Origin of the sequence: Acidithiobacillus sp. (genome assembly GCF_049965315.1) — a bacterium.
Classification (GTDB): Bacteria; Pseudomonadota; Gammaproteobacteria; order Acidithiobacillales; family Acidithiobacillaceae; genus Acidithiobacillus_B.
Genome location: NZ_JBMFWL010000022.1, coordinates 1 through 23,127, shown reverse-complemented (window position 1 = coordinate 23,127; position 23,127 = coordinate 1). Strand labels below are relative to the sequence as shown.

At 67.0% G+C, this 23,127-nt stretch carries 23 protein-coding genes and 1 other RNA gene; 21 read left to right on the top strand and 3 right to left on the bottom strand.

Annotated elements, in window-relative coordinates; genetic code table 11:
• Positions 1–35: 35 nt before the first annotated feature.
• Positions 36–488 carry a DciA family protein gene (locus tag ACP5MM_RS06840; protein ID WP_427930778.1) on the top strand — a complete coding sequence of 151 codons (453 nt, stop codon included), beginning with the start codon at positions 36–38 and terminating at the stop codon, positions 486–488.
• On the opposite strand, the gene lpxC is transcribed toward ACP5MM_RS06840, so the two are convergent.
• Positions 428–1,342, bottom strand: a complete 915-nt coding sequence (gene lpxC / locus ACP5MM_RS06835; protein ID WP_427930777.1) for a UDP-3-O-acyl-N-acetylglucosamine deacetylase — start codon at positions 1,340–1,342, stop codon at positions 428–430. The genes ACP5MM_RS06840 and lpxC overlap by 61 nt on opposite strands.
• 208 nt (positions 1,343–1,550) lie before the next feature.
• The gene (locus ACP5MM_RS06830) at positions 1,551–1,793 is read right to left on the bottom strand and encodes a YMGG-like glycine zipper-containing protein (RefSeq protein WP_427930776.1); all 243 of its coding nucleotides are present in this window, start codon (positions 1,791–1,793) and stop codon (positions 1,551–1,553) included.
• Positions 1,794–1,985: 192 nt separating this feature from the next.
• Here ACP5MM_RS06830 and ACP5MM_RS06825 point away from each other — a divergent pair, with 192 nt between their 5' ends.
• From ACP5MM_RS06825 to ACP5MM_RS06810, 4 genes are read left to right on the top strand one after another with little or no spacing between them, the layout of a single operon-like run.
• The gene (locus ACP5MM_RS06825) at positions 1,986–2,606 is read left to right on the top strand and encodes a glutathione S-transferase N-terminal domain-containing protein (RefSeq protein WP_427930775.1); all 621 of its coding nucleotides are present in this window, start codon (positions 1,986–1,988) and stop codon (positions 2,604–2,606) included.
• Positions 2,607–2,616: 10 nt separating this feature from the next.
• Positions 2,617–4,359: an AMP-dependent synthetase/ligase gene (locus tag ACP5MM_RS06820; protein WP_427934303.1), complete on the top strand. Its 1,743-nt coding sequence runs from the start codon at positions 2,617–2,619 to the stop codon at positions 4,357–4,359.
• 26 nt (positions 4,360–4,385) lie between these two features.
• Complete coding sequence (locus ACP5MM_RS06815; RefSeq protein WP_427930773.1) at positions 4,386–4,598, top strand: DUF2905 family protein; 213 nt, start codon at positions 4,386–4,388, stop codon at positions 4,596–4,598.
• On the top strand, positions 4,580–5,941 hold the full coding sequence (locus ACP5MM_RS06810) for a CCA tRNA nucleotidyltransferase (protein WP_427930772.1): 1,362 nt from the start codon (positions 4,580–4,582) through the stop codon (positions 5,939–5,941). Before ACP5MM_RS06815 ends, ACP5MM_RS06810 begins: the two co-directional genes overlap by 19 nt.
• On the opposite strand, the gene ACP5MM_RS06805 is transcribed toward ACP5MM_RS06810, so the two are convergent.
• A complete protein-coding gene (locus ACP5MM_RS06805; RefSeq protein WP_427930771.1) occupies positions 5,913–6,179 on the bottom strand; it encodes a hypothetical protein in 267 nt (88 codons plus the stop codon). The genes ACP5MM_RS06810 and ACP5MM_RS06805 overlap by 29 nt on opposite strands.
• Positions 6,180–6,288: 109 nt before the next feature.
• On the opposite strand from ACP5MM_RS06805, the gene rnpB reads away from it, so the two are divergent.
• From rnpB to ftsA, 16 genes are all read left to right on the top strand, one after another.
• Positions 6,289–6,634: RNase P RNA component class A (rnpB, locus tag ACP5MM_RS06800), an RNA gene on the top strand.
• A 284-nt stretch (positions 6,635–6,918) separates the two neighbouring features.
• A complete protein-coding gene (gene mraZ, locus ACP5MM_RS06795) occupies positions 6,919–7,374 on the top strand; it encodes a division/cell wall cluster transcriptional repressor MraZ (protein ID WP_427930770.1) in 456 nt (151 codons plus the stop codon).
• Positions 7,375–7,384: 10 nt separating this feature from the next.
• Positions 7,385–8,311, top strand: a complete 927-nt coding sequence (rsmH, locus tag ACP5MM_RS06790) for a 16S rRNA (cytosine(1402)-N(4))-methyltransferase RsmH (RefSeq protein WP_427930769.1) — start codon at positions 7,385–7,387, stop codon at positions 8,309–8,311.
• Positions 8,312–8,322: 11 nt separating this feature from the next.
• Positions 8,323–8,586, top strand: coding sequence for a cell division protein FtsL (ftsL, locus tag ACP5MM_RS06785; RefSeq protein ID WP_427930768.1), 264 nt, complete (start codon positions 8,323–8,325; stop codon positions 8,584–8,586).
• Positions 8,583–10,370: a peptidoglycan D,D-transpeptidase FtsI family protein gene (locus ACP5MM_RS06780; RefSeq protein ID WP_427930767.1), complete on the top strand. Its 1,788-nt coding sequence runs from the start codon at positions 8,583–8,585 to the stop codon at positions 10,368–10,370. The genes ftsL and ACP5MM_RS06780 overlap by 4 nt, the downstream gene beginning before the upstream one ends.
• Positions 10,357–11,808 carry a UDP-N-acetylmuramoyl-L-alanyl-D-glutamate--2,6-diaminopimelate ligase gene (locus tag ACP5MM_RS06775; protein ID WP_427934302.1) on the top strand — a complete coding sequence of 484 codons (1,452 nt, stop codon included), beginning with the start codon at positions 10,357–10,359 and terminating at the stop codon, positions 11,806–11,808. The genes ACP5MM_RS06780 and ACP5MM_RS06775 overlap by 14 nt, the downstream gene beginning before the upstream one ends.
• Positions 11,805–13,154, top strand: a complete 1,350-nt coding sequence (locus ACP5MM_RS06770) for a UDP-N-acetylmuramoyl-tripeptide--D-alanyl-D-alanine ligase (protein ID WP_427934301.1) — start codon at positions 11,805–11,807, stop codon at positions 13,152–13,154. Before ACP5MM_RS06775 ends, ACP5MM_RS06770 begins: the two co-directional genes overlap by 4 nt.
• Positions 13,154–14,236: a phospho-N-acetylmuramoyl-pentapeptide-transferase gene (gene mraY, locus ACP5MM_RS06765; RefSeq protein WP_427930764.1), complete on the top strand. Its 1,083-nt coding sequence runs from the start codon at positions 13,154–13,156 to the stop codon at positions 14,234–14,236. Before ACP5MM_RS06770 ends, mraY begins: the two co-directional genes overlap by 1 nt.
• 1 nt (position 14,237) lies before the next feature.
• Positions 14,238–15,605, top strand: coding sequence for a UDP-N-acetylmuramoyl-L-alanine--D-glutamate ligase (murD, locus tag ACP5MM_RS06760; RefSeq protein ID WP_427934300.1), 1,368 nt, complete (start codon positions 14,238–14,240; stop codon positions 15,603–15,605).
• Positions 15,602–16,774 (top strand): putative lipid II flippase FtsW, encoded by a 1,173-nt coding sequence (gene ftsW / locus ACP5MM_RS06755; protein ID WP_427930762.1) that lies wholly within the window; start codon positions 15,602–15,604, stop codon positions 16,772–16,774. Before murD ends, ftsW begins: the two co-directional genes overlap by 4 nt.
• Complete coding sequence (gene murG / locus ACP5MM_RS06750; protein ID WP_427930761.1) at positions 16,767–17,846, top strand: undecaprenyldiphospho-muramoylpentapeptide beta-N-acetylglucosaminyltransferase; 1,080 nt, start codon at positions 16,767–16,769, stop codon at positions 17,844–17,846. The genes ftsW and murG overlap by 8 nt, the downstream gene beginning before the upstream one ends.
• Positions 17,839–19,233 carry a UDP-N-acetylmuramate--L-alanine ligase gene (gene murC / locus ACP5MM_RS06745; RefSeq protein ID WP_427930760.1) on the top strand — a complete coding sequence of 465 codons (1,395 nt, stop codon included), beginning with the start codon at positions 17,839–17,841 and terminating at the stop codon, positions 19,231–19,233. The genes murG and murC overlap by 8 nt, the downstream gene beginning before the upstream one ends.
• Complete coding sequence (gene murB, locus ACP5MM_RS06740; protein ID WP_427930759.1) at positions 19,230–20,135, top strand: UDP-N-acetylmuramate dehydrogenase; 906 nt, start codon at positions 19,230–19,232, stop codon at positions 20,133–20,135. The genes murC and murB overlap by 4 nt, the downstream gene beginning before the upstream one ends.
• A complete protein-coding gene (locus ACP5MM_RS06735) occupies positions 20,128–21,054 on the top strand; it encodes a D-alanine--D-alanine ligase (RefSeq protein WP_427930758.1) in 927 nt (308 codons plus the stop codon). Before murB ends, ACP5MM_RS06735 begins: the two co-directional genes overlap by 8 nt.
• A complete protein-coding gene (locus ACP5MM_RS06730; RefSeq protein WP_427930757.1) occupies positions 21,047–21,892 on the top strand; it encodes a cell division protein FtsQ/DivIB in 846 nt (281 codons plus the stop codon). Before ACP5MM_RS06735 ends, ACP5MM_RS06730 begins: the two co-directional genes overlap by 8 nt.
• A gap of 27 nt (positions 21,893–21,919) precedes the next feature.
• On the top strand, positions 21,920–23,127 hold a 1,208-nt coding region (gene ftsA, locus ACP5MM_RS06725), incomplete at its 3' end, for a cell division protein FtsA (protein WP_427934299.1).

Below are 23,127 nucleotides of genomic sequence, written 5' to 3'. Positions count from 1 at the left end.
CATGGCGCCCGATTTCCGGTGTTGCGGCGGGTGACGTGGGCGCAATTTACCGGGAGGGCCTGCGCCTGCGCGCGCGTCAGCCCGCCTGGAATGGCCTGCTGCCCCTGGAGGCACAGGACCGCACTTGGCTGTTTTCCTGGTCCGGAGGCGTGTTGCGGGTGCTCTGCCAGAGCCCGGTTTGGGTGCCCTGGCTGCGCCGCCATGAGAAAAAGATCCTCAAGGCCTGGAACGCGGCCTTCCCCGCAGAGGCGGCAGAACGCATCGAGGCGCTGGTGCGGCCCTTGCCGCCGGCACAGGCCACGCGCCCCCTGCGCCGGACCTGGGTGATACCGGCGAGCGCCCCTCCCGCCCTGCGCGGGGCCGCCGAAGGCCTATCCGGTGATCTCGCGGCCGCCTTGCGGCGTCTGGCGGATACCCTCGAAGGGCTTCAGGCCGAGGCGGCCGCGGTGGCCTCGACGAAGGAAAAAGGCGCGCGCTTGGTGGAGTAATCCACAAATTCCCAGGCGTCCTGACGCTGCAGAAGGGCGCGCAGCAGGGTGTTGTTGAGGGCATGACCGGACTTGTAGCCGGAGAAGTGCCCCACCAAAGGGTGGCCGAGGAGATAGAGATCGCCGATGGAGTCCAGCACCTTGTGGCGCACGAACTCGTTGGTGTAGCGCAGCCCCTCTTCGTTGAGCACCCGGTAATCGTCGACGACGATGGCGTTGTCGAGGTTGCCGCCCAGGGCCAATCCCATGCGCCGCAGGGTTTCCACCTCGCGCATGAAGCCAAAGGTGCGGGCCCTGGCAACCTCCTTGAGGTAGGAGGTGCGGGCGAAATCCACCGTCACTTCCTGCCCGCCGTTTTTCAGGACCGGGTGGTCGAAGTCAATGGTGAAGCTGACTTTGAAGCCCTCGTAGGGCTCCAGTTGTACCCAGCGATCGGCGTCTTCGGCGCGCAGGGTCTTGGTGATGCGGATGAAGCGCTTGGGCGCGTTCTGTTCCTCGATGCCGGCGCACTGGATCAAAAAGACGAAGGGAGCGGCGCTGCCATCCATGATGGGCACCTCGGGGCCATCGAGGTCGACAAAGGCATTGTCGATGCCCAGACCGGCGAGGGCGGACATGAGGTGCTCGATGGTGGCTACCCGCGCGTCCTCCTTGCCGAGGTTGGTGGACAGGCAGGTGTCGACCACATGGAGGGGATCGGCCTTGATCCACGCTCCGCCTTCGAGGTCGCTGCGATGGAAGACGATGCCCGTATTGACGGGGGCGGGGCGCAGACCGATGTACACCTTCTTGCCGGTATGCAAGCCGATGCCTGTCCCCCAGATCATGTTTTTCAATGTGCGTTGTCGGATCATGTGCTATCGCGATCTCCGCGGATCGCCCTCCCGCTGGCTACCTGTAGCTCATACTACAACGGTCTGTTGCCTTGTTACAACTGACCAACCGGTCGGGAGTGTACAGGGATTCGCGCGCACTGGCAATGTGTCCGTATCCCCACAGACGGGCCTCATAGTGTGCCCGTAAACCGGATGGGGCCGGCCCGGTTTGCGGGAGGTCCCATGCTTAATTGCCGTTGATGGCGTTTTTGATTTGCGGCAGGGCGGCGCCCACACCGGCGCCCACGGCACCGCCCACCGCCGCCCCGACGGCAGGATTGCCGCCGGCTACGGCGCCCAGCACCGCGCCGCCCGTGGCCCCGATGGCGCCGCCACTGACCGCGCGCTGCTGGGTGGGGGTCATGTTGGCGCAACCACTGGCCAGGGTAAGCACGGCAACACCGAGGACAAGTGAAGAACTCTTTTTCATGATCTTGTCTCCTTTTATCGACCGTTGCTCCAACGGCCCGATTCCTAAGGTGGGGGCGGGATGGCAAAAAACAAGACCGGGAGCCGCCCCAAAATGATGGCGAAAATGGTACAATAATACGTCTATCCTGTGGCATGCCACTCTGCCGGATAGGGATTGGGCAATGCAACTCACTGAGATAAGGAAGGCGCCATGGCTACCCCAAGCAGCAAAAAAACCCTGATGACCCTGTATTCCACCGGCGACTGTGTCTACGCCCATCGGGTCCGTTTTGTCCTGGAAGAAAAGGCGATGGAGTACCAGACCATTGATGTGGACCTGGCCAAGAAGCCGGAGGACCTGGCCGAGCTCAATCCCTACAATCAGGTGCCGACCCTGGTGGATCGGGACCTGGCCATTTATGAGTCGGTGCTGGTGATGGAGTATCTCGATGAGCGCTTTCCGCACCCCCCGCTGATCCCGGTGGATCCCATCTCCCGGGCCAAGGTGCGCCTGGCCTTGCTGCGCTTCGATCGGGACTGGTTTGCCCCCCTGTTCCAGCCGGGTTTCTCTGCGGCCCAGGTGGATGCGGCCAAGGAGGTGGTGCGCAGCGGTTTTGCGAGCCTGAGCACCATCTTTGCCCAGCAGCGTTTCCTCTTCGGTGAGGAAATGACCATCCTCGATTGCGCCCTGGCTCCCCTCCTGTGGCGTTTGCCGATGCTGGGCATCGCCCTGCCGGCGGCGGCGCGGGCGACCACCGTGTACATGGAGCGGCTCTTTGCCCTGGACAGTTTTCAGCGCAGTCTGAGCGCGGCGGAAAAGGCCATGCGCTGAGGAACGCTCCATGACCTTGGCGCAGTTGTCCAGTTTGCCCGAAGGGCTGTTTGCCCGTTGCGCGGCCAGCCCCCAGGGGGTGATTGCCTTGCAGCGGGGCGCAGGGGGCTTTGTCCCCATGGGGGCGGCGGATTTTGCCGAAAAGGTGCGGCGGCGGGCCCGCGGCTTGCTCCGTTTGGGGGTCAAGGCCGGCGAGCGGGTGATCCTCATGGCACCCAATTCCGTCGACTGGGCCCTCATGGACTTCGCCATCCTCAGTGTAGGGGCCGTGACGGTGCCCCTCTACCCCAGTTTTGGCGCGCGGGAGATCCACTATGTATTGGGGGATAGTGGTGCGGGGCTGGTGCTGCTGGAGGGAATGGCGGAGCGGGAGCGCATTGGCGATGGCGGGGTGGCGTGGGGGGTGCCGGCCGATCGGCTGCTGTTGCGCGAGGGCGGCGCCGGGACCGCGGGACCGGGCACCTGGGCGGGGCTGGAGCAGTTGGGCGAAGGCGTCCCCGCTGCGGAGCTCGATGGGCGCCTGCGATCCCTGCGGCGGGACGATCTGGCAACCTTGGTCTATACCTCGGGCACCACCGGCTGGCCCAAGGGGGTGATGCTCAGTCATGGCAACATCCTGAGCAATATCAGTGGATTCTTGCCGCTGGTGCCGCTGCGCCGTGGACAACGGCTCTTGTCCATTTTGCCCCTGTCCCATGTCTTCGAGCGCGGTACCGGCCATTTTGGCGCCTATCTGCTGGGCCTGGAGGTAGCCTATGCCGAACGGCCCGATACGGTATTGCGGGACATGGCCCTGGCGCAGCCCCATATCCTCATCGCCGTGCCGCGGGTCTTTCAACTGCTCTATGGCCGGGTGCGCCGGGGGGTGGAGGAGCGGCGGGGTTTCTTGGGGCGCCTGCTGCGGCGCGGCCTCGGCCTGGAAGCGGCCCGGCCGCCGCAGGGCTGGCAACATTATCTGGCCCGGGCCCTGCTGATCCGAAGCCTGCGCGCCAAACTGGGTGGGCGGCTGCGTTTTTTCGTGTCCGGCGGGGCCCCTCTGCCCGAGGAGATCGCCCGGTTTTTCCTGGACCTGGGATTGCCCATTGTGGAGGGCTACGGGATGACCGAGGCGAGCCCGGTGATCGCCGCCAATCCCCTCGCGGCCATCCGTCCGGGAACGGTAGGCCGCTTCCTGCCCAATCTCGAAGGCCGCATTGCCGCCGACGGCGAGATCCTGGTGCGGGGCCCTTCCATCATGGCCGGTTACTGGAACAACGAGACTGCCACCCGCGAAGCCCTGGCCGATGGCTGGCTGCATACGGGGGACGTGGGCAGCCTCGACGCGGACGGCTACCTGCGGATCACCGACCGCAAGAAGGACCTCATCGTCAATTCGGCCGGGGAGAACATCCCTCCCCAGAAGATCGAGATGCGGCTCACGGCGCAGCCCCTTATCGCCCAGGCGGTGGTGTTTGGCGATCGCCTGCCCTATTTGCTGGCCCTGATCGTTCCCAATGAGGAATTGCTGGCCGCCCGCCTGGGCCCGGCTGCTTCACCGACAGCGCGGCGGGAGGCGCTGCGGGGGGTGATCCAGGATGCCCTGGCGGATCTGCCTTCCTATGAGCAGGTGCGGCGCTTCGCCCTCCTGGACCATCCCCTCAGCGAGGCGGCGGGTGAACTCACCCCCACCCTGAAAGTCAAACGCAACGTGGTCAAGGAAAAGTATGCCGCTGTGCTCGATGCGCTCACGGCCGGTGGCGGTCGGGCGGGATGAGGGCCGCAGCGGCTTAGGGGGTGCGCGTGCAGAAGATATGGATCACCCTGGGCCTGCTGATGGTCCTCCTCGGCCTCCTGTGGCCCCTTCTCGAGCGCCTGGGTCTGGGGCATCTGCCCGGCGATATCCGCCTGGGCCGGCCCGGTTTTCAGGTCTTTTTCCCCCTGGGCACCAGCCTGTTGCTGTCCATTCTGGTGTCCCTCCTGCTCACCCTGATCCTGTGGCTCTGGCGGCGCTGAAGCTGCCAGCAGCTCTGGCGCCGGTCCTGCAGGCGGTGGAGCGCGCCGGCGGCCGGGCGCTGGTGGTGGGGGGCGCGGTGCGGGATGCCTTTTTGGGACGGCCGCCCGAGGACTGGGATGTGGAGGTCTATGGGCTGAGCGAGACGCGTCTCGCGGAATGCCTGGCGCCTTTTGGGGCCCACCGGGTGGGGGCGCGCCTGGCGGTCTTTGTCGCGGCTGGCGCGGAGTTCGCCTTGCCCCAAGGGACCTGGCAAGGGGTGGACCCGCATTTGCCCTGGGCCGAGGCGGCCCGCCGGCGGGACTTTACCGTCAATGCCATGGCCTGGGATCCGCGCACGGAAACGCTGCTGGATGCCTGGGGCGGTCAGGAGGACCTGCGGGCCGGGCGCTTGCGCATGGTGGATGCGCGCAGCTTTGCCGATGACCCCCTGCGGGTGCTGCGGGCCGCCCGCTTCACTGGGCAACTGGGCTTTGCCATCCATCCCCTTACGGCCAGTCGTTGCCGCCACTTGGCGCCGCAATTGGGGCGGGTGGCCGGGGAGCGGGTGCGCAAGGAGTGGGAGGCGATCCTGCTGCGGGGGGTGGATCTGCCCCGCTCCTGGGATGCCCTGCAGGAAACGGGCGCCATCGCGCTTTTTCCGGAGTTGCGGGCCTTGCAGGGGGTCCCCCAGCGCCCGGATGCCCACCCCGAAGGCGATGTCTGGATTCACACCGGCCGGGTCCTGGCCGCCGCCGGGCACTTGCGGCGCGGGCAGCGGGAGCGCGATTTGATCCTGATGCTCGCGGCCCTGCTCCATGACCTGGGCAAGGCCGTGGTGACCCGCCGCGATGCCCAAGGCCGTTGGCGGGCCATCGGGCACGAGCAAAGCCTGGTCCCCGCCCAATCCTTTCTGGCCCGCTGGTTTCCGGGGCCGGCGCTGACGCGCCAAATCCTGCCCCTCTTGCGCTGGCATGGCGCGCCCCATGCCCTCGCCCGGGATGGGGCGGGAACTGCCGCCTACGGCCGCCTGGCCTTGCGGGTGCCCGACCGCTCCCTGCTCCTGGATCTCGCCTTGGCCGACGCCCGGGGAGCCGGAGCCGGAGCCGAAGGCATGCCAGCGGCCCTGCAGAAGGCCCGGGAGATCTGGTCGGCACTGGGTGTGCTCGGCGCCTTGCCCGCACCCTGGGTGCGCGGCGAGGATCTCATGGCCCTGGGGATTCCGCCGGGGCCCGCGCTGGGCAAGGCCTTGCAACTCGCCCTAGAGCTGCAGGTCTCCGGCGCCTACGCGGATCGCGGCGCCGTCCTCGCCGTCCTCCAGCGGCGCATGGCGGGATCTAGTCGCCCTGACGACCATGCTTGTTGACCGCCGCCACATCCCCCCAGTGGCTGATATCGTCCACTTGGACGCCCACCCACCAGTAAGGGCCGATGCTATCCTGGCCGTGGCCGCCGACGAGCGCCTGTCCTGCGCCGAGATGGACATGGGGCAGATGCTGTCCGGCCGCTTCGCGGCTGCGGAAGATGGACCAGTTTACCACTCGCGCCATGGGTACTATGCTCGGCGCTTCCCGTGCTTCATCCAGAAACTGATCATTCAGCATGGCTGCTTTCTCCTCTGAACCACTCTCCTGTCTGTAGTGTAGTGCAAAAATTTTCGCCTATGGCAAAGTCGCTCTGACAGCGGACCGGAAAACGGGTATGATCCGCCCCGGAGTGGGCCAGACGACCGCCGCGGAGCAATCCGGGGAGGAAAGTCCGGGCTCCATAGGGCAAGGCGCCGGCTAACGGCCGGGGGGCGCGAGTCCACGGAAAGTGCCACAGAAAAGATACCGCCTAAGCGCGCAAGCGCCGGTAAGGGTGAAAAGGTGCGGTAAGAGCGCACCGCGCTTCCGGTAACGGAAGTGGCAGGGAAAACCCCGCCTGGAGCAAGACCAAATAGGCGTGCTATGCCGTGGCCCGCGGCGCACGCGGGTAGGTTGCTGGAGCCAGGGCGTAAGTCCTGGCCTAGAGGAATGGTCGTCCACGACAGAACCCGGCTTATCGGCCCACTCCTTCTTTACATTCCTTCCGGAAATGGATCACGGCGAGCCCTCCGGCCTGGTCTGGCTTGGCCATGCCATCCTGGCGCCGGCTTCCGCAAAAACTGTTCATCGGTATTTTTATCCATTGCAATCCGTTTGTTGCAATGCCTTCTTCATATCCTTTCTTCATGCTCTATCAATGCCTTCTAACATGCCGTAATTACAGGGTTTTCTCTTGACAGGTCCGGAAAGGCGCACTAATCTTGCAGATGTGGGGAAAAGTGGGTGGAAGTGGGAGATTCTGGGGGGTGCGCTAACCATGTTTCGAGGAACCCATCGGCATAGCCTGGACAGCAAGGGTCGGCTCAATATTCCGGCGCGTTTTCGCGACTGGCTGAGCGCCCATTGCGATGGGCAACTGGTGGTCACCATCGACGTGCAGAACCAGGAAAACGAGCGCTGTCTGGTGGCGTATCCCTTGCCTCACTGGGAAACCGTCGAGAAGGCCATTGCCGCCTTGCCCAGCACCAATGCGACGGCACGCCGTTTCCAGCGGCTTTTCGTGGGACATTCCGAGGAGCTGCGCCTGGACAGCCAGTCGCGCATCCTGCTTTCCCCCAATCTGCGCCGCTTTGCCGGCCTGGAAAAGGATCTGGTCCTGGTGGGGCAGATCCACAAATTCGAGATTTGGGATGCGGCCCGCTGGGATGCCTGTCAGGAATCCTGGCTGGCCGACGCCGATGATTTTGCCGCCCTGGGCGATCTGGTTTTATAAGGAAGCCTTTGTGGATGAAAAGAACGCCCATGTCCCCGTCCTGCTTGAGGCCGTTTTGGCGGCCCTCGCCCCCGCTCCCGGGGCACGCTGCGTGGACGTCACCGGCGGGCGCGGTGGTCACGGCGCCGCCCTCCTGGCGCGCTTGGGGACGGCCGGACGGCTCCTCATTCTCGATCGCGATCCGCAGGCCGTGGCCTTTCTGGCGCAGCGCTTTGGGGATGATGCGCGGGTTACGGTACGGCGGGCGGCCTTCAGCCATTTGGCGGAGGTCCTGGCCGGGGAGGGCTGGGACGGAGTGGACGCCATCCTGGCCGATCTGGGCGTTTCCTCCCCGCAGCTCGACGAGGGCGAGCGCGGTTTCAGCTTCCTGCGCGATGGTCCCCTGGACATGCGCATGGACCCGGAGGCGGGGATGAGCGCGGCCGCTTGGCTCGCCGTTGCCGACGAACGGGAGATCAGCACGGTCCTCCGCGATTACGGCGAAGAGCGCTTCGCCCGGCCCATCGCTCGCGCCATCTGCCGCCGCCGCGCCGTTGCGCCCATCACGCGCACGGGCGATCTGGCGGAGATCATCGCTGCGGTCCTGCCCCGCCGCGAACCGGGCCAGCATCCGGCTACCCGCAGCTTTCAGGGGATTCGCATTTATGTCAACGAAGAACTGACGGAGTTGGAACGCTTTTTACCCCAGGCCATGGCGGCCCTGCGTCCCGGCGGGCGCTTGGCGGTGATCAGCTTTCATTCTTTGGAGGATCGCATCGTCAAGCGCTTCATGCGTGCCGATGCCTTTCGCCCGGCACCCGGCCTGCCTCTGCGGGAAGACCAGTTGCCGCCCTTGCCCTGGCGTCCCGTGGGCAAGGCGCAGCGTGCCGGAGAGGAGGAAACCCGGCGCAACCCGCGCGCCCGTTCGGCGGTGTTGCGGGTGGCGGAGAAGTCATGAGAGGAGGCTCCATGCGTAGTACCACGATAGTGCTGGCCTTGCTGATTTTGACCACCCTGGTGGGCATCGTTGCCGCCCGGGAAGGGACGAGGAGCCTGTTCATTGCCTTGCAACAGGCTCAGTCGGAGCGTTTTGCCCTGGATAACCGCTGGGGGCAACTGCAGTTGGAACAGGCGACCCTGGCCTCCAATGCGCGGGTGGGGGACATTGCCCGTCAGCGCCTGGGGCTGGAGGTGCCGAAGAACAGCCAGGTCATCATGGTCAAGACGCCGTGAATCGGGACGCCGCCATGCCCGACCGTCACCCTGCCATGGCCGCTCTGCCGGCTTGGCGGGCGGCTGTCATGATGGGTCTGGTGGGCGTCGGTTTGGCGGCGATCATGGTGCAGGCCTGGCGCCTGCAAGTGGAGAACGCGGGATTTTTGCGCGAGCAGGGAGCGCAGCGCTATCTCCGGCACTTGCCGCTCCCGGCCATGCGCGGTGCGGTGCTGGATCGCAACGGCGTCCCCTTGGCGATATCGGTGCCCGTCAAGGCGGTCTGGGTGGATCCCCAGCTATTTAACCGCCAGGTGGCCCGTTGGCCCCAACTGGCCCAGGCCCTGGGGCTGCCGCTGCCGACCCTGGAACGGCGGGCGCGCGGCGGTGGCGCGGAGTTTGCCTTCATCGCTCGGCAGTTGCCTCCCGAACGGGCGGCTGCGGTGATGGGTCTGCACATTCCCGGCGTGTATACCCTGACCGAGAGCCGCCGCTACTATCCCCTGGGTGCGGTGGCGGCGCCGCTGCTGGGCTTTACCAACGTCGATGGCCGCGGCATCGAGGGCGTGGAATTGGCATATAATCAATGGCTGCACGGAACGCCGGGGGAGGAGATGGGCTTGCAGGACAATCGCGGCCAAGCCCTCTCGGTGGTCCGGATGGGCCCGCCCGCCGAACAGGGCCGGCCGCTGACCCTGAGCATCGATCGCAATATCCAGTATTTCGCCTATACGGCCTTGGCCGCTGCCGTGCAACAGTTCAAGGCGCAGTCGGGGTCGGCCGTGGTGATGAATGTCCATACCGGCGAGGTCCTGGCCCTGGTGAGTTATCCTTCCTTCAACCCCAACAACCGCCAGGATTACGAACCGGGCCTGTATGGCAATCGGGCCGTTGCCGATACCTATGAACCGGGTTCGGTGATGAAGCCCTTTACCATTGCGGCAGCCCTGGATGACGGCAGCATTGATCCCAACTCCACGTTCGACGTCAATACCAACTGTTTCCGGGTGGCCAATTACTGCATTCAGGACGACGTGCGCCACGGCGTGCTGGACCTGGCCCAGGTCCTCAAGTATTCCAGCAACATCGGCGCGGCGCAGATCTCCCTGCGCACCCCGCCGACGGACCTTTACCATATGCTGCGCGCGGTGGGCTTCGGCCAGGTCAGCGGTATCGGCTTACCCGGCGAGGCGCCGGGAACGGTGCCCGCCTGGCAGGGCTGGGGCATCGCGCGGCGGGCGGCCATGGCCTATGGCTACGGCATTTCCGTGACGCCCTTGCAGTTGGCCGCCGCCTACGGCGCCATCGCCAATGATGGGGTGTATGTCCAACCCAGCTTGCAGCGCGTGAACGACGGGACCCAGGTGCAGGGCAGCCGGGTCATGCCCGCGCGGGTGGCTCGGGACCTGCAGGGTTGGCTGGCGGGGGTGATCAGCCGCGGCGGCACCGGTTTTCTCGCCGCCATCCCCGGCTATACGGTGGCGGGCAAGACGGGCACCTCGAGCATGGCCGACGGCAAGGGCGGTTTTTATAAAAATCGGGTCAACACGACCTTTGTGGGTTTTGCACCAGCCAACCATCCCCAACTCGTCATGGCCGTAGTGGTGCGGGATCCCACCCAAGGCTGGCGTTTCGGCGGGGTGGTGGCGGCGCCGGTATTCCGGGTAACCATGAGTGCGGCCCTGCGGTTGATGAATGTAGCGCCGGACATGCCTGCGGCCCAATGGAACGCGCAGGTGGCCAAGCGCATGACGACGGCCCAGGAGCGCCTCTGGGCGGAAGGAGCCGGTGATGCTGCCCAGTGAAGGGGTCACCCTGCAGACCCTCTTGCCCGGCTGCCCGGAAGCCCTGGCCGCCGTGCGGGTGACGGGCATCGAAAGCGATACCCGGCGCCTCCGTCCGGGGATGCTCTATGTCGGCCTGCGGACCCGCCATGGGGATGGCCACGCCTTTGCCCAGGCGGCCCGGAATGCCGGCGCGGCGGCGCTCCTGGTGGAAGGGACCGAGGGCGTCACGGAGCTTGGGGGCCGGCCGCTGTGGTCCCATCCCGCGGCGCGGCAGTTGCTGGGCCTGGCCCTGCGCCGTTGGTATCGCTGGGATGAGGAGGCCGCCCCCCTGCTGGTGGGGGTGACGGGCACCAATGGCAAGAGCAGCGTGACCCGCCTCATCGCCCAACTGGCGCCCCAGCCGGGCATGGTCCTGGGTACCTTGGGCTATGGGCCTCCGGACGCCTTGACGCCCTTGGCCAACACCACGCCGGAGGCCGTCACCCTGTGGCGGGCCCTGGCCGAAATGCGTGGGGCGGGGGCCCGGGTGATCGCCGTGGAGGTTTCCTCCCACGCCCTCGATTTGGGACGGGTGGCGGGAGTACCTTTCGCGGCGGCGGTATTTACCAATCTGAGCCGTGACCATCTGGATTTTCATGGAGATATGGAACGTTATTTCGCCGCCAAGGCCGTCCTGTTCCGCCAGGAGGGTCTGCGCCTGGCGGTGCTCAATGGCGAAGATCCCATGGCGGAGCGTTTGGCGCGGATGCTCCCGGCACCGGTGCGGGTGCTGCGTTATGGCCTGGGCGCGGGTGATTACCACTGCCCGGAATTTCATCCCGGGGCCAGCGGAACCCTGCTGAAGATGCATACCCCCGCTGGCGAACGCGCGCTGCGCAGTCCCCTGCTGGGCAGCGCCAATGCCATGAATCTGCTGGCGGCATTGGCCGTGGTGGAGGGCTTGGGCTGGCCGGTGGAGGCTGCGACCGTGGCCGCCGTCTCTTTGCCCGAGGGCCGCTATCAGCGTCTCGCCGGCGCTCCCGGCCGGCCCCAGGTGATGGTGGATTACGCCCATAGCCCCGACGCCCTGGCACGGGTGCTGACGGATCTGCGGCGGGTGGCCAAGGGGCGGATCACGGTGATCTTCGGTTGCGGTGGCGACCGGGATGTGGGCAAGCGCCCGGAGATGGGGCGCATTGCGGAAATGCTCGCCGACCGGATCGTGCTGACGGACGATAATCCGCGCAGCGAGGATCCGGCCCGGATCGTGACCGATATTCTTAGCGGCATGCAGAGGCCCGAGGGCGTGGCGGTGATCCACGATCGCGCGGAGGCCATCCGCCGGGGGATCCTGGAGGCGGGTCAGGGCGACTGGGTGCTCATTGCCGGCAAGGGGCATGAGCGCTATCAGGAGCGGGGCGGCCAGCGCCGGCCCTTTGCCGATATCGGCATTGCCCGCGAGGTGCTGGAGCCATGATCCACCTTTCCTTGAAACAGATCGCCGCCATTACCGGCGGCAGCCTCCTGCCCGGCAGCGACGCCGGGCTGGAGATCGTGGGACTGGCTACGGACAGCCGTCAGCCCCTGGCGGGTGAACTCTTTGTGGCGCTGCCGGGTCAGCGTTTCGACGGTCACGAATACGTGGCCGCGGCCCTGGCGCAAGGGGCCGCGGCGGCCTTGGTGGCGCGCCCCGTGACAGCCCCGGGGGTCCTCGTGACCGATACCCTGGCCGCCCTGCAAGCCCTGGCCGCCCACTGGCGCCGCCGGTTCACCTTGCCGGTGGTGGCCGTCACCGGCTCCTGCGGCAAGACCACGGTCAAGGAGATCCTCGCCGCCATTCTCGCCCAGGAGGGACCGGTCCTGGCGAGCCGCGGCAATCAAAACAATCACATCGGCGTGCCATTGACCCTGGCCCGGCTGGGGCCGGAGCATCGTTATGCGGTTCTGGAAATGGGGATGAATCACGCCGGCGAACTGGCGCTGCTGACGCGCCTGGCGCAGCCGCGGCTGGCATTGATCACCAATGCCGCCGCCGCCCATCTGGAGGGCCTGGGGACGGTGGCCGCCGTGGCGGCGGCCAAAGGCGAGATCCTGGAGGGTCTGGGTCCGCAGGGAACGGCGGTGCTCAACGCCGATGACCCCTTTGTGGAGGACTGGGCGGCAAAGGCCCCCGGGGAGATCTGGCGCTTCACTCTGGAGGATCGGCCGGCGCGGGTGCGCGGCCGCTGGGAGGCGGTGGGGCAGGGTGGCCGCCTGGAGCTGCGGGCGCCCCAGGGCGAGTTCGAGCTCGCCCTGCCCCTGGCGGGCCGCCACAATGGCGCCAATGCCCTGGCGGCGGCTACGGCGGCCCTGGCCCTCGCTATCCCCATCGCCACCATCCAGCGCGGCGTGGCCACCTTGCAGCCCATTCCCGGCCGTCTGCAGTGGCGCAGCGGCAAGGGCGGCTATCGCCTTCTGGACGATACCTACAACGCCAACCCCGCCTCCCTGGAAGCGGCCATGCAGGTCCTGGCCGCCCAGGCCGGCCGCCGCATCCTGATTCTCGGCGACATGGGCGAGTTGGGGCCGGCGGCCCTGGCCTATCATCGACAGGCGGGGCAGCGGGCGCGGGCCCTGGGCATCGACGCCCTGCTTGCCCTGGGCCCGCTGGCGGCGGCAGCCGCTGCGGCCTTCGGGGCCGGCGGCGCCGCCTATGATGCTCCGGAGACGCTGCAGGAGGCCCTTGCTCCCCTGTTGGGCCCGGATTGCGTGGTGCTCGTCAAGGGCTCCCGGGCGGCGCGCATGGAGCGCGTGGTGGCAGCCTTGAGCGGGGAGGTGGCCTGATGCTGTACGCCCTCTTCATGTGGCTCGGCGAAATCTACCACGGCTTTTATGTCTTCCAGTACCTGACCCTGCGGGGCGTGCTGGCCATCCTGACGGCATTGATTCTCTCCTTCCTCATCGGCCCTTATTTCATTTCCCGCCTGCGCCGCTACAAGATCGGCCAGCAGGTCCGCAATGACGGACCGGAGACCCATCTCAGCAAGCAGGGCACGCCGACCATGGGCGGGGCCATGATCCTGCTGGTGGTGATCCTGACCACCCTGCTCTGGGCGGATCTGAACAATCGCTTCGTGTGGGTGGCGGTGATCACCACGCTGGCCTTCGGAGCCATCGGATTCGTCGACGACTGGCGCAAGCTGCGCCGCAAAAACAGCAAAGGCCTCTCGGCCCGGGGCAAATATGGCCTGCAGTCCGTGGTGGCCCTGGGGGCGGCGGCGACCCTGTATCTCACCGCCCAGGGCCCTGTGGAAACAAGCCTGATCCTTCCCTTCATTCCCCACGTGGCCATTCCTTTGGGACTGGGTTTCATCGTTTTCAGCTATTTCGTCATTGTCGGCAGCTCCAACGCGGTGAACCTGACCGACGGCCTCGATGGCCTGGCCATCGTCCCTACGGTGATGGTGGGCGGGGCCCTGGGCATCTTTGCCTATGTCTCGGGCAATGCCGTCTTTGCCCGCTATCTGGACGTGCCCTGGGTGCCCGGGGCCGGCCAGATGCTGATTTTCTGCGGCGCCCTGGTGGGGGCCGGGCTGGGCTTTCTCTGGTTCAACACCTATCCCGCCGAGGTCTTCATGGGGGACACCGGCGCCCTCGCCCTGGGGGCGGCCCTGGCCATTGTGGCCATCGTCGCCCGGCAGGAACTGGTGCTGTTCATCATGGGAGGGATCTTTGTGGTGGAGACCCTTTCGGTGATGATCCAGGTGGCCTCCTTCCGTCTTACCGGCAAGCGCGTCTTCCGCATGGCGCCCCTGCATCATCACTACGAGAAAAAAGGCTGGCCCGAACCGCGGGTGGCCGTGCGTTTCTGGATCATCACCGTGATCCTGGTCCTCATCGGCCTCTCCAGTTTGAAGATCCGCTGACATGGACATCTCCGGCAAAAAGGTTTGGATCGTGGGCCTGGGCAAAAGCGGCCGCTCTCTGCTGGACACCGCCCGGCGTCTGGGCGCCCGCTGTCAGGCGGCCGACACCCGTTTGCTGGCCGATGCGGAGGCCCTGCGCAGCCGCTACCCCGACGTGGACTTCCATTTCGGGCCCTTCCACCCGGGGCAGTTTTCAGACGCCGACGCCGTGCTGGTCAGCCCCGGTCTGGCCTGGGACATGCCGGCCTTGCGCCAGGCCCGGGAGCAGGGGGTGGCGGTCCTCGGCGATATGGAGCTCTTTGGCCAACTGGCCCATGCACCCATCGTCGCCATCACCGGCTCCAACGGCAAAAGCACGGTCACCACCCTCGTCGGCGAGATGGCCAAGGCGGCAGGATGGCGGGTGGCGGTGGGGGGCAATCTCGGCACGCCGGCCCTGGAACTCCTGCCGAGCAACGGCCCGGAGCCGGAGCTCTATGTGCTGGAGCTGTCCAGCTTTCAGTTGGCGGCCTGCACGCAGTTCCGCCCGCGGGCGGCGGCCATCCTCAACTTCAGCCCCGATCACCTCGACTGGCATGGGGATTATGCGGCTTATCAGGCGGCCAAGGCGCGCATTTTCCAGGCCATGGGGGCGGGCGACACCCTGGTCCTCAACGCTGGCGATGCAGCGGTGATGGCCCTGGTCCCAACCGTGCCGGCGGGCGTGCGGATCGTCACCTTCGCCGCCCCCGACGCGCATACCCCAGGCAGCGTGATGGAGCGGGACGGCTATTTCTGGCGCGTGGGGGAAGGCGCCGGTGAGCGCCTCCTGATGGCGGTGACGCGGCTGCGCCTCGTGGGCGCCCATAACCGGGAAAATGCCATGGCCGCCCTGGCCCTGGGCAGCGCCGTGGGGCTGCCGGCGGCGGCCATGGCGCAGGCCCTGGCGACCTTTGTCGGCTTGCCCCATCGCATGAGCCGGGTGGGCCAGATTGGCGGTGTCGATTATTACGACGATTCCAAGGGGACCAACCTGGGGGCCACCCTCAAGGCCATCGCCGGCTTGCCCGGTCCCCTGGTGCTGATCCTGGGGGGGGACGCCAAGGGCGCCGACCTTTCGCCGCTGCGAGCCGCCTGCGCCGGTCAGCGCGCCGCGGTGCTGCTGGGCAAGGACGCGCCGCTGCTGGCCAGGGTCCTCGACGGCGTGTTGCCCTTACAGCGGGTCGGGAGCATGGAAGAGGCAGTGCGCGCCGCCGCGGCCATGGCCCGGCCCGGAGATCAGGTCCTGCTCTCGCCGGCCTGCGCCAGCCTCGATATGTTCGCGGATTACCAGGATCGCGGCCGCCAGTTTCAGCAAGCGGTGCGCAGCCTTGCCGGAGGTGCGGGATGAAGCGGCCAAGCTGGTGGCTGGCGGAGGATGGTCCCGCGGATACGGTCTTGTGGTGGATCATCCTGGTATTGTTGGGATTCGGCCTGGTGATGGTCTATTCGGCCAGCGCCCCCATTGCCCAGCACGCCACCGGCAATGCCTTCTATTTTGCCGAACGGCAAGCCCTCTTCGCCGCCCTGGCAGCAGCGGTGCTGTACTATGCCAGCCGCGTCGATGTGGACTTCTGGGAGCGGCTGTCCTTCCCCCTCATGGGGCTTTCCCTCCTCTTCCTGATCCTGGTCTTCGTTCCCTTCATCGGCGTGTCGGTGAATGGCTCCCACCGCTGGATCAATTTCCTCATCGTCCGCCTGCAGCCTTCGGAATTGCTGAAATTCGCCCTCCTTCTCTTCGTGTCCCGCTATGTGGTGCGCAAGGGGGAATTGCTGGGAAAATTCAAGGAGGGTTTGTGGCCCATCTTTGTGGTCCTCGGCATCCTGGGCGTTCTCCTGCTGTTGCAGCCGGATTTCGGTTCCTATGCCATGGTGGTCCTGCTGACGGGGGTATTGCTCTTCCTCGGCGGCCTGCCCATGCGCTATGTCTTCCTGGCCGGGGCGGTGGCCGGGACCGCCCTGGGCGGCTTGGCGGTATCGGCTCCCTATCGCCTGGCCCGCATCACCGCCTTCCAGAACCCCTGGGCCGACCCCTACGGCGCCGGTTTCCAGTTGGTGCAATCGCTCATCGCCTTCGGCCGGGGCGGAGTCTTCGGAGTGGGGCTGGGTGATGGGGTGATGAAGTATTTCTACCTCCCGGAGTCCTATACCGACTTCATCCTCGCGGTAATCGGCGAGGAACTGGGCATGGTGGGGGTCTGGGCCCTGGCCCTGCTCTACGCCGTGGCGAGTTGGCGCATCTATCGCATCGGCCGGCGCGCCGCAGCGGCAGACAACGCCTTCGCCGCCCTGTTCTGTTATGGGACCCTGACCTGGTTCGGGGGCGAGGCGGTGCTGTCCATGGGGGTGAATCTCGGCGCCCTCCCGACCAAGGGCTTTGCCCTGCCGCTGATCAGCTACGGCGGCAGCAGTCTGGTCTTTCTCTGTGCGGCCCTGGGGGTAGTCCTGGGAGTGAGCCGCCGTTATCCGGTGCTTTCCGCCCGGGTAGTGGCCCGCAAGGCGGAGGTGGAACATGGCTGAGCGGGTCGTCATCGCTGCCGGCGGTACCGGCGGTCATGTCTTCCCGGCCCTGGCGGTGGCGGGGGAACTGCGGGCGCGGGGAGTCAGCGTGGACTTCATCGGGACGGCGGCGGGCATGGAGGCGGCCCTCGTGCCGGCCCATGGCTTTCCTCTCCATACCTTGCAGATGCGGGGCTTGCGTGGCAAGGGCCTGGGCCGCTGGCTGCAGGCGCCGTGGCGGGTGTGGCGGGCGGTCCTGCAGGCCCGGCGCATCCTGCGCCGGCAACAGACCCAAGCGGTTTTGGGCATGGGCGGTTATGTGGCGGCCCCCGTTGGCCTGGCGGCCTGGAGCCTGGGACTGCCCCTGTGTCTGCATGAGCAGAATGCCGTGGCGGGACTCAGCAACCGTTTGCTGGCCCCCTTGGCGCGGCGCGTCTTCCTGGGCTTTCCCGAAGCGGCGCTGGGGCGGGGGGAATGGGTGGGCAATCCTGTGCGAGCGGAGATCGCCACCCTTCCCGAACCGGGGCAGCGCCTGGTGCATGAGGGCCGGGTACGGCTGCTCATCATGGGCGGCAGCCAGGGGGCCAAGGTGCTCAACGACATCGTCATCGCTGCCCTGCAAGGCCTGCCGGCATCCGAGCGGCCGGAGATCTGGCATCAGGCGGGGCGCGATCATGCTCAGGCGGTGGCGGCGCGCTATGCCGAGGCCGGCATCCCGGCGCGGGTGGAAGCCTTCATCGCCGACATGGCGGCGGCCCTGGCCTGGGCCGATCTGGCCGTCTGCCGCGCCGGCGCGGCCACGGTGGCCGAGCTGGCGGCGGCGGGTCTGGGGGCGGTGCTCATTCCCTATCCCTTTGCCGTGGACGACCATCAGGCGGCCAACGCGCGCTTTCTGGAAAAGGCCGGGGCGGCCGTGATGCTGCGCCAGGGAGGCCTGGACGGGGCCGGGCTCCTGGCGGTCCTGACGCCCCTCCTGATAGACGGGGAAAAACGGCTGGCCTGGGCCGAGGCGGCGCGGGCCAGCGCCAAGGTGGATGCCGCCGCCCGGGTGGCGGCAGCGTGTGTGGAGATGACGGGGTATCGGTATGCGTAACTGGGTGCGACAGATCCACATGGTGGGCATCGGCGGCAGCGGCATGCGGGGGATCGCCGAGGTGCTGCTCAATCTCGGCTATGGTGTCTCGGGATCCGACCTCAAGCCGGGGGGCGCCACCCTGCGTCTGGCCGACCTGGGGGCGCGCATCTACAGCGGTCATGAGGCCGCCAATGTGCGCGGTGCCGACGTGGTCGTCATCTCTTCGGCCGTGCCCGAGGAAAATCCGGAGGTCCAGGCGGCCCGCGCCATGCGCATCCCAGTGATCCGCCGCGCCGAGATGCTCGCCGAGCTCATGCGCTTCAAGCAGGGCATCGCCATCGCCGGCACCCACGGCAAGACCACCACCACCAGCCTGGTGGCCAGCATCCTCGCCGAAGCGGGTCTGGACCCCACCTTCGTCATCGGCGGCCGCCTGAAGAGCGCCGGCACCCACGCGGCGCTGGGCAGCGGCGACTATCTGGTGGCCGAGGCCGACGAGTCCGATGCCTCTTTCCTCTACCTGGCGCCGGTGATGGCGGTAGTCACCAATATCGATGCCGACCACATGGACACCTATGGCGGCAGCCTCGAAACCCTGCGTGCCGCCTTTGTGCAATTCCTGCAACGCCTGCCTTTTTATGGTTTGGCGGTGTTGTGTATGGATGACCCCCGGGTGGCGGGGCTGATACCCGAGCTGCGCACGCCGGTCCTGCGCTATGGCTTCGGTGAGGGTGCGGATCTCCAGGCCCGCGATGTCGTGGTGCGGGGGATCGGTGCGCATTTCTCCCTCTGGCGCCTGGTGGACGGAGATTATGTGCACTGGATGGATGTCGACCTTGGTATCCCCGGCCGCCACAACGTCCTCAACGCCATGGCGGCCATCGGCATCGCCAGCAAGGTGGGCGTGCCGGAGGCGGTGATTCGCCAGGCCCTGGCCGATTTCCGCGGGGTTGGCCGCCGTTTTGAGGTGCTGGGCGACTTTGCCGGCGTTACCGTGGTGGACGATTATGGCCATCATCCCCGGGAAATCGCGGCCACCATTGCCGCCGCCCGCGCCGTCTGGCCCGAGCGGCCCCTGGTGCTGGCCTTCCAGCCCCATCGCTATACCCGCACCCAGGCCCTCTTCAGCGATTTCGTCGCGACCCTGGCGGCCGCCGACCAGGTGGTGCTCACCGAGATCTACGGAGCCGGAGAAAAACCCCTGCCGGGGATCACCGGTCGGGCCCTGGCCGAGGCGTTGACGGTGCAGGGTACAAGCTGCAGCTATGCCCCCGATCTCCTGGAGCGGCCCCAACAGATCCTGGCCAGCCTGCCGGCCAATGCCGTTCTGCTGACCATGGGCGCCGGCAGCATCGCTACGCTGGCCGGGCGCTGGCCGGCGGTTTTTGCCGAGGAGCGGCCATGAGCGCCTGCCCGCAACGCCCGGATGCCGGCCGCGGCCGTTTGCGCCTGGGGGAAGCCATGGCCCGCCACACCAGTTGGCGGGTGGGCGGCCCGGCCGAACGCTTCTACCGTCCGGCGGACCAGCAGGATCTGCTCCATTTTCTCCGGCATTTCGCCACCCCGCCGGTGGTCTGGGTGGGGATGGGGAGCAATCTGCTGGTGCGCGACGGCGGTATCCGCGGCACCGTGGTCTGCCTCGCCAATACGCTGGACACCCTGGAATGCCGCAGCGACGGCCTGGTGCTGGCGGGAGCCGGAATCAGCGCCGTCAAGCTGGCGCACTTTCTGGCCAAAAACGGGCTGGCGGGGGGCGAGTTCCTGGCCGGCATCCCCGGCACCCTGGGTGGTTGTCTGGCCATGAATGCCGGCGCCCATGGCGGCGACACCTGGAGCCTGGTGGAGTGGGTGGACCTGCTTTTCCCCGATGGCCGCCTGGAGCGGCGGGAACGCGCGCACTTCCAGGTGGGTTACCGGTCCGTTTCGGGCCAGGAGGATGCCTGCTTCGTGGCCGCCGGACTGCGCCTCCCCGCGGGCGAGCCCGAGGAGGTCATGGCCCGCCTGCGCGCCTGGCAGGAGCGCCGCGCCGCGACCCAGCCCCTGGAGTGGCCCAGTTGCGGCTCGGTTTTCCGCAACCCGCCGGGGGACCATGCGGCGCGCCTCATCGAGGCGGCGGGCCTGAAAGGTCTGCGTTACGGCGATGCGGAGATCAGCCGGCAACATGCCAATTTCATCATCAACCGGAATCAGGCCCAGGCGGCCGGGATCGAGGCCCTGGTCAGCGAGGTGCAGGAGACGGTGCAAAGGCTTTTTGGCGTATGGCTGGAGACGGAGATGCGCATCCTCGGGGAGGCGGCCGATGAGTGAAATGCCGCGGGTGGCCGTGCTGTACGGAGGGCCTTCGGGGGAGCGGGAGGTGTCCCTGGAGAGCGGCCGCAATGTCCTGCAGGCCTTGTTGCAACAGGGTCTGGACGCGGTGGGCATCGATGTGGAGGCGCGCCGCATCGGCGCCCAACTGCACGCCAGCGGCGCGGGAATGGCTTTCAACGTGACCCATGGCAGTTTTGGCGAGGATGGCGTCCTGCAGGGCTGCCTGGAAGCGCAGGGCATACCCTACACGGGCAGCGCGGTGCTGGCCGCCGCCCTGTCCATGGACAAATGGCGTTCCAAGCAGTTGTGGCGTGCCGAGGGCCTGCCGGTGCCCGAGGGCGTTCTCCTCCAGCGCGGCGCGAAGGTGCCGGATCTCTGCGCCATGCTGGGTCTGCCCTTTTATATCAAGCCCAACCGCGCCGGCTCCAGCCTGGGGGTGAGCAAGATCAAGGCCGCCGGCGACATTCCCGCCGCCCTCGCGGCGGCCTTTGCCCAGGATAGCGAGGTGATCTGCGAAGGCGCCATCCTGGGCCGGGAGGCCACGGTGGCCGTGCTGGACGGCCAGGCCCTGCCGCCCATCGTCATTGAGACTCCGCGGGAGTTTTACGATTACACCGCCAAATATCTCGCCGATGACACCCGCTATCTCCTCCCTTCCGGCCTTGGGGAGGATGCGGAACGGCAGTTGCAGGCCTTGGCCCTGCGGGCCTTTGCCGCCCTGGATGGCCGCGACTGGGGCCGGGTGGATTTCATGATCGATGCCGCCGACGAGCCGTTTCTGCTGGAAATGAACAGCGTCCCCGGCATGACCAGTCATAGCCTGGTGCCCATGGCGGCAGCCGCGGCCGGACAGGATTTCAACGCCTTATGCAGCACTATCCTGCGCGCGGCGCAGAGGAGGGTGGAAAATGGTTAGCGTCATGCGCGACCTGCGCGACCATGCACAGCGGGGGGCGCGCCGGGAGACGGCAGCGGCCGCAACGGCGCGTCCGCGCCCAGTCCCTGCGGCGGCGCCGCGCAAGCCCATTCCCTGGCGTCGCTATGGCGTGGGTCTGGGCATCGGCCTGGGATTGGCGGGCCTCAGCGTGGCCGCCTGGCAGGGCTGGCTTTGGCTGCGCAATCCCCAACTCATGCCCATCCAGTCGCTGATGGTGCAGGGCCAATCGCCGCGAATCCCGGCGGGGGTCATCCTGGCCACGGTCAAGCCCTATGCCACCCAAGGATTCCTTTGGGTGAACCCCGACCAGGTGCGACATGCCCTGGCCACGCTTCCCTGGGTCGCCGACGCCGAGGTGCGCCGGGTATGGCCGGACAAGCTTCAGGTCCAAATCCAGCAGGAAATCCCTGCGGCCCGCTGGCTGGGAGGCGCCGGACAGATGCTCAATACCCAAGGCCAGGTTTTTCAGGTGCCCGCAACCCAGGTACCCGCGGGTTTGCCCAATCTGGAGGGGCCGCCCAACAGCGGCATGCAACTGCTCCAGCAATTGGCCATTTTCAACCGCACCCTGGCCCCCCTTGGCCTGCGGGTAGCGGATTTGCAGGAAGATCAGCGGGGGGCCTGGCGCTGCATCCTGAGCAACGGCGTGCGGCTCCTGCTGGGCCGTGATGATGTCTTGCCCGCCCTGCAGCGCTGGGTCGCCATTGCGCCGCAGATCAAGGAATACCTCGTGCCAGGGGCCACCATGGACCTGCGTTACACCAACGGCTTAGCGGTTGCCATGCCCACGGCGGCCAACACATCCAGCAGTCAGTGACGGGATCCGGATCCCAAGGAGAAAGAGATGAAACACGGCAATCAGGAACTCATCGTCGGTTTGGACATCGGTACCTCCAAGGTGGCGTGCATCGTCGCCCAGACCCGCGGCGGCGGGCGGGAGGCGGAGATCATCGGCGTCGGCCAGCATCCCTCGCGGGGGCTGAAAAAAGGCGTGGTAGTGGATATCGAGTCCACGGTTCAGGCCATCACCCGCGCGGTGCAGGAGGCCGAACTCATGGCCGGCGTCCAGATCCACGGTGCCGTGGTAGGCATCGCCGGCGGCCATATTCGCGGCTACAACAGCCATGGCATCGTCGCCATCAAGAACAAGGAAGTCAGTAGCGATGACGTGGGCCGGGTCATGGACGCCGCGCGGGCCATCGTCATCCCCCAGGACCAGAACGTCATTCACATCCTGCCCCAGGAATTCATGATCGACAGCCAGGAGGGGGTGCGGGAGCCCATCGGCATGTCGGGAGTGCGCCTGGAGGCGCGGGTGCATATCGTCACCGGCGCGGTGAGCGCCGCCCAGAACATTGCCAAGTGCGTGGAGCGCTGCGGCCTGCAGGTGCAGGATCTGGTTCTGGAACAACTGGCCTCCGCCGACGCCGTCCTTACCCAGGATGAAAAGGAACTCGGCGTTTGCCTGGTGGATATCGGCGGCGGCACCACCGACATCGCCATCTTCCGCGACGGCGCCATTCGCCATACAGCGGTGATTCCCATTGCCGGCGACCAGGTCACCAACGACATCGCCCTGGGTCTGCGTACCCCGCCGGTGGAGGCGGAGCAGATCAAGAAGCTCTATGGCTGCGCCTTGGGCGACCTGATCGAGCAGGACGACGAGATCCCCGTCCCCAGCGTCGGCACCCGTCCGCCCCGCACCATCTCCCGGCGCATCCTCGGCGACATCATCGAGCCGCGCATCAAGGAGCTCTTCGAACTCATCCAGGCGGAACTGCGCCGCACCGGCTACGAGGACATGGTGGCGGCGGGGGTGGTCATTACCGGCGGTTCCAGCAAGCTCGAAGGCATGGCCGAACTGGCCGAGGAAATCCTGCACCTGCCCGTGCGCGTGGGCGAACCCATGCATATCGGCGGCATGGAGCAGGTGGTGCGCAATCCCATCCACGCCACTGGCGTCGGGCTGGTCATGTATGGCTTGCACAATCAGGTGGTGACCCAGGCCGAGCCTCTGCGCATACCCACGGCGGCGGCCAACATGGATACCAG

Bases quoted from the DNA above. Each gene is read 5' to 3' on its own strand.
- lpxC (WP_427930777.1), bottom strand. From the start codon at position 1,342: ATGATCCGACAACGCACATTGAAAAACATGATCTGGGGGACAGGCATC.
- ACP5MM_RS06830 (WP_427930776.1), bottom strand. From the start codon at position 1,793: ATGAAAAAGAGTTCTTCACTTGTCCTCGGTGTTGCCGTGCTTACCCTG.
- ACP5MM_RS06825 (WP_427930775.1), top strand. From the start codon at position 1,986: ATGGCTACCCCAAGCAGCAAAAAAACCCTGATGACCCTGTATTCCACC.
- ACP5MM_RS06820 (WP_427934303.1), top strand. From the start codon at position 2,617: ATGACCTTGGCGCAGTTGTCCAGTTTGCCCGAAGGGCTGTTTGCCCGT.
- ACP5MM_RS06805 (WP_427930771.1), bottom strand. From the start codon at position 6,179: ATGCTGAATGATCAGTTTCTGGATGAAGCACGGGAAGCGCCGAGCATA.
- mraZ (WP_427930770.1), top strand. From the start codon at position 6,919: ATGTTTCGAGGAACCCATCGGCATAGCCTGGACAGCAAGGGTCGGCTC.
- ftsL (WP_427930768.1), top strand. From the start codon at position 8,323: ATGCGTAGTACCACGATAGTGCTGGCCTTGCTGATTTTGACCACCCTG.
- ACP5MM_RS06775 (WP_427934302.1), top strand. From the start codon at position 10,357: ATGCTGCCCAGTGAAGGGGTCACCCTGCAGACCCTCTTGCCCGGCTGC.
- ACP5MM_RS06770 (WP_427934301.1), top strand. From the start codon at position 11,805: ATGATCCACCTTTCCTTGAAACAGATCGCCGCCATTACCGGCGGCAGC.
- mraY (WP_427930764.1), top strand. From the start codon at position 13,154: ATGCTGTACGCCCTCTTCATGTGGCTCGGCGAAATCTACCACGGCTTT.
- murD (WP_427934300.1), top strand. From the start codon at position 14,238: ATGGACATCTCCGGCAAAAAGGTTTGGATCGTGGGCCTGGGCAAAAGC.
- ftsW (WP_427930762.1), top strand. From the start codon at position 15,602: ATGAAGCGGCCAAGCTGGTGGCTGGCGGAGGATGGTCCCGCGGATACG.
- murG (WP_427930761.1), top strand. From the start codon at position 16,767: ATGGCTGAGCGGGTCGTCATCGCTGCCGGCGGTACCGGCGGTCATGTC.
- murC (WP_427930760.1), top strand. From the start codon at position 17,839: ATGCGTAACTGGGTGCGACAGATCCACATGGTGGGCATCGGCGGCAGC.
- murB (WP_427930759.1), top strand. From the start codon at position 19,230: ATGAGCGCCTGCCCGCAACGCCCGGATGCCGGCCGCGGCCGTTTGCGC.
- ACP5MM_RS06735 (WP_427930758.1), top strand. From the start codon at position 20,128: ATGAGTGAAATGCCGCGGGTGGCCGTGCTGTACGGAGGGCCTTCGGGG.
- ACP5MM_RS06730 (WP_427930757.1), top strand. From the start codon at position 21,047: ATGGTTAGCGTCATGCGCGACCTGCGCGACCATGCACAGCGGGGGGCG.